This window comes from Rhodococcus sp. JVH1 (genome assembly GCF_000280725.2).
Classification (GTDB): domain Bacteria; phylum Actinomycetota; class Actinomycetes; order Mycobacteriales; family Mycobacteriaceae; genus Rhodococcus_F; species Rhodococcus_F jostii_A.
Genome location: NZ_CP166289.1, coordinates 5,411,427 through 5,426,260 on the forward strand (window position 1 = coordinate 5,411,427; position 14,834 = coordinate 5,426,260).

General features: G+C 68.8%; 14 protein-coding genes. 10 read left to right on the forward strand and 4 right to left on the reverse strand.

Annotated features, from left to right (window positions below):
- Positions 1 to 15: 15 nt before the first annotated feature.
- Both JVH1_RS25140 and JVH1_RS25145 read right to left on the reverse strand, forming a co-directional pair.
- Entirely contained in the window at positions 16 to 822 is an 807-nt protein-coding gene (locus tag JVH1_RS25140) for a family 1 encapsulin nanocompartment shell protein (protein ID WP_009475091.1), read from the reverse strand.
- The gene (locus tag JVH1_RS25145; RefSeq protein ID WP_009475090.1) at positions 819 to 1,871 is read right to left on the reverse strand and encodes a Dyp-type peroxidase; all 1,053 of its coding nucleotides are present in this window, start codon (positions 1,869 to 1,871) and stop codon (positions 819 to 821) included. Before JVH1_RS25145 ends, JVH1_RS25140 begins: the two co-directional genes overlap by 4 nt.
- Positions 1,872 to 2,024: 153 nt before the next feature.
- Between JVH1_RS25145 and JVH1_RS25150 the strand changes: the two genes are divergently transcribed.
- From JVH1_RS25150 to JVH1_RS25170, 5 genes are all read left to right on the forward strand, one after another.
- The gene (locus JVH1_RS25150) at positions 2,025 to 2,450 is read left to right on the forward strand and encodes a pyridoxamine 5'-phosphate oxidase family protein (RefSeq protein ID WP_043779094.1); all 426 of its coding nucleotides are present in this window, start codon (positions 2,025 to 2,027) and stop codon (positions 2,448 to 2,450) included.
- 195 nt (positions 2,451 to 2,645) lie between these two features.
- On the forward strand, positions 2,646 to 3,998 hold the full coding sequence (locus JVH1_RS25155; RefSeq protein WP_009475088.1) for an MFS transporter: 1,353 nt from the start codon (positions 2,646 to 2,648) through the stop codon (positions 3,996 to 3,998).
- Complete coding sequence (locus JVH1_RS25160) at positions 3,995 to 5,047, forward strand: Gfo/Idh/MocA family protein (protein ID WP_009475087.1); 1,053 nt, start codon at positions 3,995 to 3,997, stop codon at positions 5,045 to 5,047. Before JVH1_RS25155 ends, JVH1_RS25160 begins: the two co-directional genes overlap by 4 nt.
- A complete protein-coding gene (locus JVH1_RS25165) occupies positions 5,044 to 6,096 on the forward strand; it encodes an alcohol dehydrogenase catalytic domain-containing protein (protein ID WP_043779091.1) in 1,053 nt (350 codons plus the stop codon). Before JVH1_RS25160 ends, JVH1_RS25165 begins: the two co-directional genes overlap by 4 nt.
- Before the next feature lie 102 nt (positions 6,097 to 6,198).
- A complete protein-coding gene (locus JVH1_RS25170) occupies positions 6,199 to 7,212 on the forward strand; it encodes a LacI family DNA-binding transcriptional regulator (RefSeq protein ID WP_005251307.1) in 1,014 nt (337 codons plus the stop codon).
- An 8-nt stretch (positions 7,213 to 7,220) separates the two neighbouring features.
- On the opposite strand, the gene JVH1_RS25175 is transcribed toward JVH1_RS25170, so the two are convergent.
- Entirely contained in the window at positions 7,221 to 8,027 is an 807-nt protein-coding gene (locus tag JVH1_RS25175; RefSeq protein ID WP_009475085.1) for a sugar phosphate isomerase/epimerase, read from the reverse strand.
- Position 8,028: 1 nt separating this feature from the next.
- Complete coding sequence (locus JVH1_RS25180; RefSeq protein WP_043779023.1) at positions 8,029 to 9,186, reverse strand: dihydrodipicolinate synthase family protein; 1,158 nt, start codon at positions 9,184 to 9,186, stop codon at positions 8,029 to 8,031.
- Between the two features lie 118 nt (positions 9,187 to 9,304).
- Here JVH1_RS25180 and JVH1_RS25185 point away from each other — a divergent pair, with 118 nt between their 5' ends.
- The 5 genes from JVH1_RS25185 to JVH1_RS25205 are packed head-to-tail and all read left to right on the forward strand — an operon-like array spanning position 9,305 to position 14,737.
- Positions 9,305 to 10,867, forward strand: coding sequence for an acyl CoA:acetate/3-ketoacid CoA transferase (locus JVH1_RS25185; RefSeq protein ID WP_009475083.1), 1,563 nt, complete (start codon positions 9,305 to 9,307; stop codon positions 10,865 to 10,867).
- Positions 10,868 to 10,877: 10 nt separating this feature from the next.
- The gene (locus tag JVH1_RS25190) at positions 10,878 to 12,047 is read left to right on the forward strand and encodes an acyl-CoA dehydrogenase family protein (protein WP_009475082.1); all 1,170 of its coding nucleotides are present in this window, start codon (positions 10,878 to 10,880) and stop codon (positions 12,045 to 12,047) included.
- Positions 12,044 to 12,802 carry an SDR family NAD(P)-dependent oxidoreductase gene (locus tag JVH1_RS25195; protein ID WP_009475081.1) on the forward strand — a complete coding sequence of 253 codons (759 nt, stop codon included), beginning with the start codon at positions 12,044 to 12,046 and terminating at the stop codon, positions 12,800 to 12,802. Before JVH1_RS25190 ends, JVH1_RS25195 begins: the two co-directional genes overlap by 4 nt.
- Positions 12,799 to 13,626 carry an aldo/keto reductase gene (locus JVH1_RS25200; protein WP_009475080.1) on the forward strand — a complete coding sequence of 276 codons (828 nt, stop codon included), beginning with the start codon at positions 12,799 to 12,801 and terminating at the stop codon, positions 13,624 to 13,626. The genes JVH1_RS25195 and JVH1_RS25200 overlap by 4 nt, the downstream gene beginning before the upstream one ends.
- A complete protein-coding gene (locus JVH1_RS25205; RefSeq protein WP_043779020.1) occupies positions 13,613 to 14,737 on the forward strand; it encodes a glycerate kinase in 1,125 nt (374 codons plus the stop codon). Before JVH1_RS25200 ends, JVH1_RS25205 begins: the two co-directional genes overlap by 14 nt.
- Positions 14,738 to 14,834 lie beyond the last annotated feature (97 nt).

Consider the following 14,834-nt stretch of genomic DNA (forward strand, 5'->3'; position numbering starts at 1 on the left):
CGACCCCGGCGTGCGTCAGCGTGCGAGGACGACCGCCGCCTCCGCGGTGAGCGAGGCGAACGTGAACGTCTCTTCGAGGTAGAGCGTGACGTCGGTGGCGGTGTGGCTGTCGTAGCCGATCGACAGGTCCGTGCCGAGGGTCAGCTGGTTGTCGCCGCCGCGAGTGGACAGCACGTACCCGCCGCTGATGGCGGGCGCCCAGATGATGTCGCCGGTGACCAGGTCGCGCAGGTGGTGGAACACGGGATGTCCCTCGTCGCGGGTCTCGCTGACCGCGGTGTACGCGTCGGCGTCGAGTACCACCGAATACGGTCCCTCGACACCGGCGAGTCGCAGCGCCGACAACGCGAACGCGACGGCGTCGGGGATGAGCAGCGGATCCTCCGGCAGACTGAGAACCGGGTTGTCGCTGGACGGCCCGAGACCGCGGATGCCCGCCTCGTCGAATCCCTGGAAGATCGACTGGTCTTCCGCGAACGCGACGGCCTTCGCGGCGTCCTTGACGGGTTGCCAGTCGGAGTCGAGGGAACCTCGGGCGACGTCGTCGACCTCGGCCCGGCTGAGGGTGAACGGGAATCGGAGTTCGACGAGCGGGTTCACCTGCCGCTGCTGCGCCCGGATCCTGCTGTCCGACGTCTTGATCGGGGTGACCCGGCCGAGGTTGTGGGCCGAGTAGGAGTATCCGAACGGTCCCGCGACGTCGACGACGCGTCGACCGGCGACGTGGCGCTTGAACGTGCGGGCGGCCTCTTCGCCGATCTGCTGCCAGGCAACCTCGGTGACGGGTGCCAGGTTGCGGTGCAGATTGCTCGAATCACTCATTGCGATACTCCTTTGAGACCACCGATTTTCAGGGACAGGTCGTACGGGCCGGCCGCGGCGGGCTCGACCGGGTCTTCGGGTGCCGACTCCGCGTCGGCCGGCTCGTCGCCGAGCGATTCGAGCACGTCCCGGCTCGGCACGAAGAACAACGTGCCGGTGGCCGCCGTGGAGAAGTCGAGGACGCGGTCGTAGTTGCCGGGCGGCTCGCCGAGAAACATGCGTCGCAACATCAGCTCGGTGACGGCGGGGTCCTTGGCGTACCCGATGAAGTAGGTGCCGTATTCCGCCTCGCCGAGGCTGCCGAATGCCATGTTGTCGCGGAGGATGTCGTGTTCGACGCCGTCGTCGTCGACGATGGTGTTGAGGGTGACGTGCGAATTGCTGGGCTGGGCGTCGTCGTCGAGTTCGACGTTCTCGAGCTTGGTGCGCCCGATGACCCGTTCCTGTTCCTCGGTGCTCAGCGTGTTCCACTCGCTCATGTCGTGCAGGTACTTCTGCACGATCACGTAACTGCCGCCCCGGAAGTCGGGGTCCTCGTCGCCGATCAGGGCGGAGTCCGCGGCGTCGTCGTCGGTGGGATTCTCGGTGCCGTCGACGAATCCGAGGAGGTCGCGGGAGTCGAAATAGCGGAAGCCGTGCACCTCGTCGACCACGGTGGCGGCGGAGCCCAGCGCGACGACGATCTGGCGGCCCAGTTCGAAGCACAGGTCCTTGCGGGCGGCCTTGATGTGGAACAGCAGGTCACCCGGCGTGGAGGGCGCGCTGTGGACCGGCCCGGACAGCGGGACGAACGGATGCAGGTGCGCCGGCTTCGACGACGCGCTCACGCGGTCCCAGAACTGCGCACCGACACCGACCACGCAGGACAGGGAACCGGCGAGTTCGCGGAATCCCACCGCCTTGAGCGGTCCGTCGATCCCGGAGATCACGTCGCACACCGTCGCGCGGTCGTCGTCGGAGTCCCCGGCGACGAGCACCAGGAACAGGGAGGCGGCGCTGGGCGGAGTGAGGACTGCTTGTGGTGCCAATCTCGCGACTGGGCCTGGCATCTGTGTCTCCGTTCACCTCGACGTACGACGCTGCACTGTCCGGAACCTCACGTCCCATCTAACCGTTTCGAACCGCCAGGTTCCATTCAATCGGTTCGCCGCGCCGGTGCGGGGCCCCGGAATCTGTCGGTGGTGGCTCCTATCGTCGAGGTCATGCCATTGTCTGTGTCCGAGCGCGAACAGTTCCTTTCCGAGCCGCACATCGCGGCGCTGTCGGTTTCCGCCGGTGAGAGCCGCGGACCTCTGACGGTCCCGATCTGGTATCAGTACGCCGCGGGCGGTGATCTGTGGGTACTGACCGGCGCCGGTTCGGAGAAGGCGCGCCTCATCGAGGCGGCCGGGCGATTCACCATGATGGTCGAGCGAGTCGACCCCACCGTCCGGTACGTCTCCGTCGAGGGCGCCGTGGCGCGCACTGTCCCGGGAACCGACGCCCAGTTGCGGGAGATCACCGAGCGCTACCTCGCGCCGGAGAAGGTCGACGCCTACCTCGGCTTCGCCCGGGCCGAACTCGGCGAACAGGTCGCGATCTACCTCCGCCCCGAGCACTGGCGATCGGCAGACATGGGCGCCGCCTGACCGCGGGGCCGGTCGCGTCCGCTTCGAATGATGAAAGCGGTATCTGACCGGATCGAGCCGATTTCGTCGAGTATATTGCTGTGAACTGCGGAAACAGGAATACTTGCCTCCAGTCGAGAAAGCGTTTACAAATTCGGTGACGTGGGTCATAGTAGTCGGGTTCCGGCAGTTTCCCTTCACAGTCAGGAGTTCTCGATGGGCATGACCGAACTCGGCACCGAGCGGTCGACCGCGGTGCCGCACGGGTCGGCAGGGCAGCAGCGCCGCCGGGTGATCAAGGCGAGCGCGGCGGGAACCGTGATCGAGTGGTACGACTTCACGCTCTACGGTCTCGCGGCCGCCCTTGTCTTCGGGCCGCTCTACTTCCCCGGGGCGGGATCCCTCGCCGGCACGATGGCCGCGTTCGGGACGTTCGCCGTCGGGCTCGGCGCCCGCCCGATCGGTGGACTGGTCTTCGCGCACTTCGGTGACCGGCTGGGCCGCAAGCCGATGCTCCTCATGACCCTGCTCGTGATGGGCGCCTCGACGACGCTGATCGGGGCGCTGCCCACCGCGGACGCGATCGGCATCTGGGCGCCGATCCTCCTCATCGTGCTTCGCCTGTTCCAGGGTGCGGGCGCGGGCGCCGAGTTCGCCGGGGCGATCACGATGGTCACCGAATCCACGGACAGTTCCCGCCGCGCTCTCTCCAGTGCATATCCGGGGGCCGCGATCTACGTCGGAACCGGCGGCGCCACCATGATCTTCGCGTTGCTCACGCTGATGCCCGACGACCTCTTCCTGTCCTGGGGCTGGCGAATTCCGTTCCTGGCCAGCGCCGTCATCGTTCTCGTGGCCGGCTATCTGCGGCTGAAGGTGAACGAGACGGCGGTGTTCAAGGAGGCCGCACGGCACGGTGAGGTTGACCGCGCGCCGCTGGTCGACGCGGTCCGCAACCACTGGCGGCAGATCCTGTGCGGACTCGCCCTGTTCAGCTTCGTGATTCCGTGGGCCTACGTCATGCAGGTCTTCGCGCTCTCGTTCGTGACCAAGACCCTCGGCGTCGATTCCACTCAGGCCCTGATCGGATTGATTGTCGCCGAGTTCTGCGCCATCCCCGTCATCATCGGGTTCGGCCGCCTGGCCGACAAGATCGGCCGCAAGCCGGTCCTGTTGTCCGGCGCCATCTTCGGCATCGTCTTCCCGTTCCCGATGTTCATGATGCTCGACACGCGGTCGCCGTGGATGGTCGGACTGGCGCTGATCCTCGGCATCTGCCTCGTCCAGGGCACGACGTCCGGTCCGGGCGGTGCGCTGCTCTCCGAATTGTTCCCCACCAAGATCCGGTGGAGCGGCATCGCGATCTCCCGGGAGATCCCGGCCGCCGTGGTCGGCGGCACGATCCCGCTGGTCGCCACCGCCCTCGTCGCCGTCGCCGGCGGGACGCCCTGGCTCGTCGCGAGCTACCTCATGGGCTTGAGCGTGGTCGGGCTTATCGGCATCGCCCTGCTTCCCGAGACCCTCGGCCGGAGCGTGGGGTCGCGCACGTCCGTCGAGTCCGCATCGTGACCCGTCGCGTCGTGGTGATCGGCGCCGGACTCGCGAGCGCCGCGCATCTCACGGCCCTCCGGGCTGTCGACGCCGACGTGGTCGGTGTGGTGACGCGCGACGAGACGAGGGCGGCGGCGGCACGCCGGCTGGCACCGCAGGCACGGATATTCCCGAGCCTCGACGCGGCAGCAGCCCTGGACGCCGACACGGCGGTGGTGGTCACGCCGCCGTCGAGTCACCTGGCCGTCGCGTCGGCACTGGCCGAGCGCGGCCTGGACCTGGTGATCGACAAACCGCTGGCGGCCTCGGTGCACGAAGCGCAGGCGATCGTCGACGTCGCCGAGCGGTCCGGGGTGCGGGCGGCGGTCACGCTGCAACACCGCTACAAGGAGGCGGCACGTCGGGCCCGGCAACTGCTGTCGGCCGGCGCGATCGGCACCCTCCGCTCGGCCATCGTCACCGTCCCGCTGTGGCGCCCCGACTCCTACTACGCCGAGGCCGGGCGGGGCACCTGGGACCGCGACGGCGGCGGCGTGCTGATCACCCAGGCCATCCACACCCTCGACCTCTACCTGTCGCTGGCCGGCCCCGCGCGCAGTGTCGTGGCCAGGGCATCCACCAGCCGAGGCCGGCTCGAGGCCGAGGACACGATTCACCTCCTGATCGATCACGGCACGCACGCGGCGTCGGTGACGGCGAGCACGGCCGCGTGGCCGGGCGGAGCCGAGACGATCCACCTCTACGGCGACGCAGGACAGCTACGGCTGGTGGGGGATTCGCTCGTCCAGATCGGCGACAGCGTCCGTCCGGTCGTCGACGGGTCCGTCGACGCGTCCGGCCCGGACCCGCTGTCCATGACGGCGTGGTTCCGGTCGCTGTACGAGGACGTCTTCACCAGTTGGGCGTCCGGCGCGGCGCCGCTGTCCGAGGCCCGGTCCGGGCTGCCCGTGCACGCGGTGATCGACGCCGCCTACCGGTCCGCCGCAGCCGGCGCAACGCCGGTCACCGTCTCCGAGGAGACGCATGACACTGTCTCAGACGAAAGGGAAAGCGCATGTCAGTCTTGAGTATTCGGGTCGACGGCCCGAACGACTATCGCCTCGATCACGGTGACGTCGCGGCGCCCGGCGAGGGGGAGGTGCTCGTCGCTCTCGACTCGGCCGGGATCTGCGGCGGCGACCTGTCGCATCTGCGTGGCCGGAACGCCGTCGCCGCATATCCGACGGTGCTGGGCCACGAGTGCGCGGGACGTGTGTCGCGGGTGGGTCCGGGCACGAGTCTCACGGTCGGGCAGCCGGTGATGGTCTACCCGACCACGGGCTGCGGCCGATGCCGCGCCTGCCGCGACGGCAGGATCAACAACTGCCCGAGCATCCGCGTGTTCGGCCTGTCCGACCCGCGCGGATGTTTCAGTGAGGAGTTCGTCGTTCCCGAGACGCAGTGCGTGCCCGTAAGCGACTCGGTGCTGGACCGTTTCGGGGCGCTCGTCGAACCGCTCGCCGTCGGAGTTCATGTGGTCCGGCGCGGCGGCGCGTCGGAGGGGGACACCGCGCTGGTCATCGGGACCGGTGCGATCGGTCTCGCGACCACGCTGGTGGCCCGAAGTCGAGGCGTTCGGGTGTTCGGTGTCGATCGCTACACCGAACGGGAGCAGCCTGCCCTGGCGTGCGGGATGAGCGACTTCACGACCGACTCGGGGGACGCCCTCGAGGGCTGGCTCCGGGACCGGACGGAGTCGGTCGACCTCGTCTACGACACGGTGTGCACCGAGGACTCGTCCCGGCTGGCGCTGCGGGTCCTCGCTCCGGGTGGCCGGTACGTCGCGATCGCGTCCGCGAAACCGGAGCACGAACTGACTCTCGACTACAGCGCGCTCTACGCCCGCGAACTGTCTGTCGTGGCGTGCCGGAACTACGTCCGGCAGGACTTCGTCGAGGCGGCCGAACTACTCGAATCGGGGATGGTGGACGCGTCACCGCTGCACACCGCGACGTTCCCCCTGGACGAGTTCGGTCGCGCGGTCGAGGAACTCGAATCGAACGGCAGCAAGCACGTCAAGGTGCTGCTGACGTCGCGGAAACTGCTCGGGACACGCGCGTTGTTGCGCAAGGAGTGAGCGTCCGCGTGATTCGGGGCCGTCTTCGCGATACGCTGTAAGCGTTTCCACCCACCGAGGTGGTCGACGGTAGCAATGGTGACGAGAGATGTAGAGGCAGCTATGGCTGATCAGACCCGAGTGCCCGCGAGCCGTCGCGTCACGATCAATACCGTAGCGAAGGCGGCCGGGGTCTCGATCGCCACCGTCTCCCGTGTCATGAGCGGCAGCTCGTCGGTGACCCCGGATCTCGCGGCCCGGGTCCACAAGGTCGCCGACGAGCTGTCCTACCGGCCCAGCACCGCCGCCCGCGGACTCGTCCTCGGGTCGCTGCGGAACATGGGCGTGATCCTGCCCGACCTGGCCAACGCGTACTTCTTCGACGTCGTCAAGCAGATGCACCACGGCGCCACCGCCGACGGATACCGCATGCTCGTCGCCGACTACTCCGGTGACGCGGCCGACGAACTCGCCACCGCACTCGACCTGCTCGGGCAGGTCGACGGCCTCGTGCTGCTCTCGTCGAGGATTCCGACGAGCGGCCTGAAGGAACTCGCCAAGCAGTCGACTCCCGTCCTGCTCGTCAACCGGGTGGAGCTGGAAGTCGATCTCCCCATGGTCGCCGTCGACAACTTCACCCCCATGATGCAGCTGTGCGGGCACCTCGCGAAGCTCGGCCATCGCCGGATCGTCTACGTGAAGGGCTCGGATCTGGCCTGGCAGAACCGGGAACGGTGGCGGGCCATCGAGATGGCGAAGGTGCTCGGGATCGAGGCGACGGCGGTGCCGTCGGACGGCACCATCGAGGGTGGCTACGACGTGGTGGAAGAAGCGCTCACGCACGAGCCGACCGCCCTCGTCTGCTTCAACGACCTGACCGCGCTGGGCGTCATCTCGAAACTGCGTGAGCGCGGACTCCGCGTCCCCGAGGACATTTCGGTCACCGGCTTCGACGACATCGACATGGCGCGTCACCTGGCGCCGCGCCTGACCACGGTGGTGAGCCCGAAGATCGACCTGGGCGACCAGGCGTGGTCGCTGATGCGCGCGGCCCTGAACAACGAGACCACCACGTCTCCGCCGCTGATCCCCGCCGACGTCGTCATTCGCGAGTCGACGGGGCCCGCCTCGAGCTGAGCCGGGTTTCAGACGGCGGCGAGGCCGTTCGCCGCGGCGTGGATCGCCTCCTTCGGGTCTGCGGCCCACCAGCGGTCGCTGAGGATCTCGACCTCCACGAGCCCCGAGTAGCCGCCGGCGTTCCTGCAGTCGGCGACGAATCCGGTCATGTCGATGCACCCTTCGCCGGGCATGCCGCGGCTGCTGAGTTCGCCGTGGATCGGGGTGACCCAGTCGGCGAGTTGCACCGAGAACAGGCGTTCGCCTGCCCGGGCGATCTGCTGCGGCAGTGCCGCATCCCACCACACGTGATACGAGTCGAGCGCGATCCCGACGAGGTCGGATCCGATCGCCTCGACCAGGTCGTTGGCCTCGCTCAGTGAGGTGATCACCGACCGGCTGGACGCCATCATCGGGTGCATCGGCTCGACCGCGAGCCGCACCCCCGCCGCCCGGGCGTGCGGCTCGAGTTCGGCGATGCCGTCGTGGACCTGCCGCCGCGCGCCGGCGAGGTCGCCGTGGGCGGCGCCGCAGACCAGCACGAGGCAGTCGGCGCCGAGGGCGTGGGCCTGATCGACCGCCACTCTATTGTCGTCCAAGGCTTCTCGCCGCAGCCGGGCGGTCGGTTGCGGGAACATCCCGCCCCGGCAGACGCTGGTGACGCGCAGACCCGACCGCCGGAGCCGGGGCGACGCGCCGGTCAGGTCCACGCCGTCGAGGACGTCCCGCCACAGGCCGACGCCGCCGAATCCCCACTGTTCGGCGAGGTCGGCGACCTCGGTGAGGCCGGCACCCTTGACGGTGACGGAGTTGAGACTGCAGTGCGCGAGGTCCATGTCAGCGGATTCCGTGCACGGCGAAGTACGCCGACGCCCGTGCGGCGGTGAAATCGGGATCGGTGAACAGGCCGATCGCGTCGGCGGCGCGGACCAGGTCGGCCAGGTGGGTGAGGCTGCGGCCGGTCTCGAAGCCGCCGATCATCCGGAAGTGCTGCTGCTTGCCGTTCAGGTACGCCAACCAGGCGACACCGACCTTGTAGTACTGCGTCGGGGCGGCGAACAGGAGCCGGCTCAGGGTTTCGGTGGGGCCCAGGATGTTCCGGAAGCCCTGCTCGTCGCCGTCGTCCAACCGCGCGAACGCGGCGGAGGCGAACGGGCCGAGCGCGGCGAATGCACCGAGGAGGGCGTCGCTGGTGTGGGTGCCGTCGCCGGCGATCAGATCGACGTAGTTGTAGTCGTCGCCGGTGAACACCCGCACCCCGGCGGGCATCCGGTTGCGCAGGGCGATCTCGCGGGCGGGGTCGAGCAGGGAGACCTTGATGCCGCGCACACGCTCGTGGTGCGTGGTGATGATCTGCAGGACGGTGTCCATGGCCGCGCCCGGATCCGGGAATCCCCAGTAGCCGTCGAGGGCGGGATCGAACACCGAACCGAGCCAGTGCAGGACCACCGGGCGGGTGGCCGCCGACAGCACCTCGTCGTACACGGCGAGGTAGTCGTCGGGGCCGGTGGCGGCGCGGGCGAGGTGCCGACTCGCCATCAGCACCACCTCACCGCCCGCGGATTCGATCGCCTCGACCTGCTCGAGGTAGGCGTCGCGGATCTCGTCGAGCGAGGGGGTGTCGGTCTTCAGTTGGTCGGTGGCCACCCCCACGACCACCTTCCCGCCGACCGCCTTCGCGTCGGTGAGGGTGCGGACGGCGAGTTCCTTCGCCGCGGCCCAGTCCAGTCCCATGCCGCGCTGGGCGGTGTCCATCGACTCGGCCACCCCGAGTCCCAGCGACCACAGGTCGCGGCGCAGTTGCAGGGTGGCGTCCCAGTCGATCTGATCCGCGGCATTCTCCGCGGACGCCCGCAGCGGATCGGCGACCACATGCGACGCCGCGTACACCGCCCTGCTGGTCGGCGGGGTGGACCGGGTGCCGAGCCGTGCCGGTGCGTTCAACGCGAGAGTCGTGGGCGCACCGTGGCGATCGGGCAGCAGGATCGAGACCATGAAATCTCCTGTAATCGTTTTCTTGATGTTGTGCAGCTCACAATATACAGTGTCAATCATCGAGGTCCATAGCGTTCATGGGCCGATTGGCAGAATGTAAGCATTTACAGGAGCGGATATGACACAGCCCGGAACGGGTGCCGCCTCGAGGCGCTGGACACTGACCACCGCGACCCGAGCCGTGAGCGACATCGCGCCAGGATCGACGATCGCCCTCACCGGTTCGGGCGGCGGGATCCTCGAGCCGGACACCGTCCTGAAGGCGCTGGAGGAGTGCTTCCTCGCGACCGGATCGCCGAGGGAACTCACGATCGTGCACGCCCTCGGCATCGGCGACCGGGTGAGCCGCGGAACCAATCACCTCGCGCACAAGGGCATGGTCACACGGGTCATCGGCGGACACTGGACGTGGTCGCCGACGATGATCGACCTCGTCCGCAACGACGAGATCGAGGCGTACGCGTGGCCCGGCGGCGCGATCAGTCAGCTGCTGCGGGAGATCGGCGCGCGCCGGCCGGGCCTCATCACCGCGACCGGTCTCGACACGTTCGTCGATCCGCGGCACGGCGGGGGCAAGTTCACGGCGTCCGCCACCGAGGACCTCGTCGAACTCCTGACACTCGACGGCCGCGAGTACCTGCGCTACAAGCCGTTTCCCGTCGACGTGGCCATCGTCCGCGGCGATTCCATCGACCCGTCCGGGAACGTCACGTGCTCGGGCGAGGCGGCCCAGCTCGACGCGCTGGCCGTCGCCCAGGCGGCGAAGGCGAGCGGCGGCCGAGTCATCGTGCAGGTGAAGAACCTGCTGGACCGGCCGATCGATCCGCGGCTCGTGCACATCCCGGCGGTCCTGGTGGACGACGTCGTCCACGCGCCCGCCCAATGGCAGACGTACGCGGGCGAATTCGACCCGGAACTCTCCGGCGACGCGGCGAACTCCGGTTTCGGTGCCACGAACCACGACCCGATCCGCATGCTGATCGCCAGGCGGGCCGCCGCCGAGGTCCGGGACGGTGACGTCCTGAACGTCGGTTTCGGGGTGTCCGCGCTGGTCGTGGACGCGCTCGCCGAACAGGATCGGCTGGACGACATCACCCTGGCCATCGAGCAGGGGCTGATCGACGGCATCCCCGTCTCCGGCGATCTGTTCGGGGCCGCGCGAGGACCGAAGGTCGTGCACTCGTCGACCACCCAGTTCGACCTGTTCTCGGGCGGAATGCTCGACGTCAGCTGCCTCGGCATGGCCGAGGTCGACTCCACCGGCGCCGTCAACGTCAGCAAGATCGGCGGCGGAATCGTCGGACCGGGCGGGTTCATCGACATTTCCCAGAACTCGCCGCGCGCCGTGTTCTGCGGAACGTTCACCGCCCGCGGCCTGGACGTCGAGATCGTCGGGGGAGAACTGGTGATCCGGCGCGAAGGTTCGGTGCCGAAGTTCGTCGACCGCGTCGATCAGGTCACCTACTCCGGCGCTCTCGCCGTCCGTGAGGGACGCGAGGCCGTGTACGTCACCGAACGTGCCGTCTTCGTCCTCACCCGGGACGGCCTCGAACTCGCCGAGATCGCACCCGGCATCGACATCGACCGGGACATTCTGCCGCACATGGGATTCCGTCCGATCATCAAGAACCCACGCCTGATGGACGCGGGGTTGTTCGCCCCCATCGCCGTACACATCTGAGGAGAACCACATGTCCACCGCTCACAGCGTCATTCCCTCGTCGGTGCTCGGCGCCGACGAACGCACGCTCGTCGCCGAATTCGTCGACGAACGGATCCGTCCCGTCGCCACCGAACTGGATGAGACCGAACGATTCCCCGAAGAGATCTACCGGGAGATGGGCAAGATCGGGCTCTTCGGCATCACCGTGCCCGAGAAGTTCGGTGGATTCGGCGGCACCGCCCTCGACTACCTGTTCGTCATGGAGTCGCTGTCCTACGGGTACGCGTCGGTGGCCGACCAGTGCGGCCTCGTCGAGATCCTCGGCAGCCTGCTCGGCAACTACGGCACACCCGAGCAGCAGGAGCAGTACCTGCGCCCGATGCTCTCCGCCGAGAAGCGCTGCGCCTACGCGCTCACCGAGCCGGGATCCGGCTCCGACCTCGGGTCGATCACCACACGGGCGGTGCGGAACGGTGACGGCTGGGTGCTCACCGGCGAGAAGATCTACATCCACAACGCCCCCGTCGCGGACTTCGCGGTCGTCCTCGCCGTCACCGACCCCGAACTGGGGAAGCGCGGCGGCATCTCCGTCTTCCTGGTGGACGTCGACCAGCCCGGCGTCAGCCGGGCCTACCACGAACACAAGATGGGTCAGCGGGCCTCGCAGGTCGGCGGGCTGGTGTTCGACTCCGTCCAGCTGTCCGCCGACGCCCTCCTCGGCGAGGAAGGCAAGGCGTTCGGGTACATGATGAAGGTGCTGGCCAAGGGCCGTCTCGGCATCTCGGGCCTGAGCCTCGGCATCAGCCGCGCCGCCCTGGACGCCGCCACCCGGCAATCCCTCGACCGCAGCCAGTTCGGCAAGCCGATCTCCGCCAACCAGGGCATCTCCTTCTCCCTCGCCACCGTCGCCACCGAACTGCGGGCAGGCACAGCGCTGTCGGTCGAGGCGGCACGGGCGCTCGACACGGGCGCGGCGGACGCCGAGACGCTGTGCTCGATGGCGAAGCTCTACGCGTCCGAGGGATGCGTGCGCCACGCCGACGCCGCAGTGCAGGTGTTCGGCGGCAACGGCTTCATCCGCGGATACGAGGTCGAGCGCCTCTACCGCGACGCCCGCATCACGAAGATCTACGAAGGCACCAGCGAAATGCAGCGGCTCATCATCAGCCGGGCAGTACTGAAGGGAGCCGCAGCATGAGCGGCGTTGCACACCCCACCAACTCGGTCGATCTGTCCGGGAAGACCGCCATCGTGACCGGTGCCGCCGGCGGGATCGGTTCGGCGATCGCCCGCGCCCTCGCCCGTAGCGGAGCGCTGGTCGTCGCGGCGGACGCCGACCCGAAGGTCACCGACGTCGCGGCGGAGTTCGGCGGACACGGCCTCTGCGGCGACCTCACCGACCCCGAGTTCGGCGCACGCGCCGTCGACCTCGCCCAGCAACTGTCCGGTCGCCTCGACATCCTGATCAACGCGGCCGGGATCCAGTTGCGGACCACGGCGATCGACGTGGACGAGGACGGGTGGGAACGCCTCCTCGACGTCAACCTGTCGGCGGCCTACCGGCTGACGCGGCAGGCGGCCAAGTCGCTCGTCGACGCCCGCGGCAGCATCGTGAACATTGCGTCGCTGTCCGCGGATCGCGCTGTCCCCGGCATCGTTCCCTACGGTGCGACGAAGGCCGCACTGACTCAGCTCGGCAAGGGTCTGGCCGTGGAACTCGGCCCCCACGGCGTGCGCGTCAACACCGTCTCGCCGGGCTACATCGAAACCCCGATGACAGCGGACGTGCTGGGACAGGAAGACTTCCGCGCCCAGAAGCTGAGCCGGATCCCGTTGCAACGGTTCGCCGACGGCGACGACGTCGCCGACGTCGTGCTGTTCCTGGTCTCCGATGCCGCGCGGTACGTCACCGGGGTGGTCCTGCCCGTCGACGGCGGGTACTCGATCACATGACGAGCCTGGCGACCGTTCCCTCGGTCACGTTGAACAACGACGTCACGATGCCCGCGCTCGGATTCGGCCTGTTCACGATCCCCGACGAGGACATGGGTTCCACGGTGTCCCACGCGCTGTCCGCGGGCTATCGCGCGTTCGACACGGCCCCGATGTATGGCAACGAGGCGTCTCTCGGTGCGGCGCTGGCCCGGGCGGACGTCGATCGGGACGAGATCTTCGTGACTACCAAGATCTCCAACGAGGACCAGGGCTACCAGCAGACACTGGACGCCTTCGAGGCGAGTGCGGCGAAACTCGGCCGCATCGACCTGTGCCTCATCCACTGGCCGGCACCGAGTCGCGGACAGTACCTGGAGACGTGGCGCGCACTCGAAAAGCTGTACTACGACGGACGGGTGCGGGCGATCGGCGTGTCGAACTTCCAGCCCGAACAGCTCGAGCGGCTCGTCGAGATCGCGACGATCACCCCGGCGGTCAATCAGATCGAACTGCACCCGCTGCTGACACAGTCCGCACTGACGGATCTGCACCGGTCGATGAGCATCCGCACCCAGGCGTGGGCGCCGCTGGCGAGAGGGCACCTGAACGACCACCCACTCCTGGCCGCGCTCGCCGCCCGGCACCGTGTGTCGGTCGCGCAGATCGTGCTCCGCTGGCATTTGCAGATCGGGACGATTCCACTGCCCAAGTCTTCTGCGGCTCACAGGATGCGGCAGAACGCGAACGTGTTCGGCTTCCGGCTGTCCGCCGCGGAGATGGACGCGATCTCGGCTCTGAATAGGGATCAGCGCACGGGACCCCACCCCGATGACGTCGCCTGACGCCGGCCCGATGCGGGTGGCGGTCGCCCCGGATTCGTTCAAGGGCTCACTGACCGCTACGGAGGTGGCGGTCGCCCTGGCGGCCGGCTGGTCAACGGTCCGACCGGCCGACGAGCTGGTCCTGCTCCCGCAGGCGGACGGCGGCGAAGGCACGGTGGACGCGGTCGCGTCCTGCCACGACAGCGGCGTGTGGCGTGAGCTGCAGGGGGTTCGAGGCCCCGACGGACGTCCGACGACGGGACGCTGGCTGCTGCTTCGGGACGGCACGGCGGTGATCGAGCTCGCCCAGATGAGTGGGCTGCCCCTGATGGATTCGCCGGATCCGGGGGGAGCGTCGACGACCGGTTTGGGACAGGTGATCGCCGCAGCGCTCGCGGACGGTGCGAAGGCACTGCTGATCGGGCTCGGCGGTTCGGCGTCCACCGACGGCGGTGCGGGCGCCTTGCGGGCGCTCGGCGCGAAGCTCCTGGACCGCGACGGCCGGGAGATCCCAGACGGGGGCGCCGGCCTGGCCGCTCTCGCCTCGATCGACGTGGGCTCGCTGATCGAGCCTCCACCCGGTGGCGTCGAACTGCTGACCGACACGACGGCCGTCCTGTGCGGCCCACAGGGGGCGGCGCACGTCTTCGGGCCGCAGAAGGGCGCCGACCCCGCGGAGCGCGGCCGCCTGGATCGCGCGCTCGCGACGTTCGCCGCCTGCCTCGGCAACCGACTGCCGTGCAGTCCCGACGAACCCGGCGCGGGAGCGGCGGGAGGTACGGGTTTCGGACTGTCGGCCTGGGGTGGCCGGCTGGTGCCGGGGGCCGCCCGCATCGCGGAACTCACCGGGCTGAGCGCCGAGTTCGATCGCGCCGACGTCGTGGTCACCGGTGAAGGCCAATTCGACGCGACGTCGCTGTCCGGCAAGCTCGTCGGTTCGGTGCTGGAGCGGTGCGCGGACACCGCGACCCGATCGGTGGTCGTTGCGGGCCGCCTCGCGGCGTCGCCACCCGGCATCGTGATCTCACTGTCCGACCTGGCGGGGAGCTCCGAAGCGGCACTCGCCGCACCGACGATGTGGTGCCGCGTGGCAGGCGCGGCCGCCGCCGCCCGGATCACCAGCAGTTTGTAACCGATTTCTCACCCGTCCGGTCGATCCGGATGACTATTGACCACACCATGCAGCGCTTGACTTGTGACTCCGATCACGGTAAGAAAGCGTTTACATT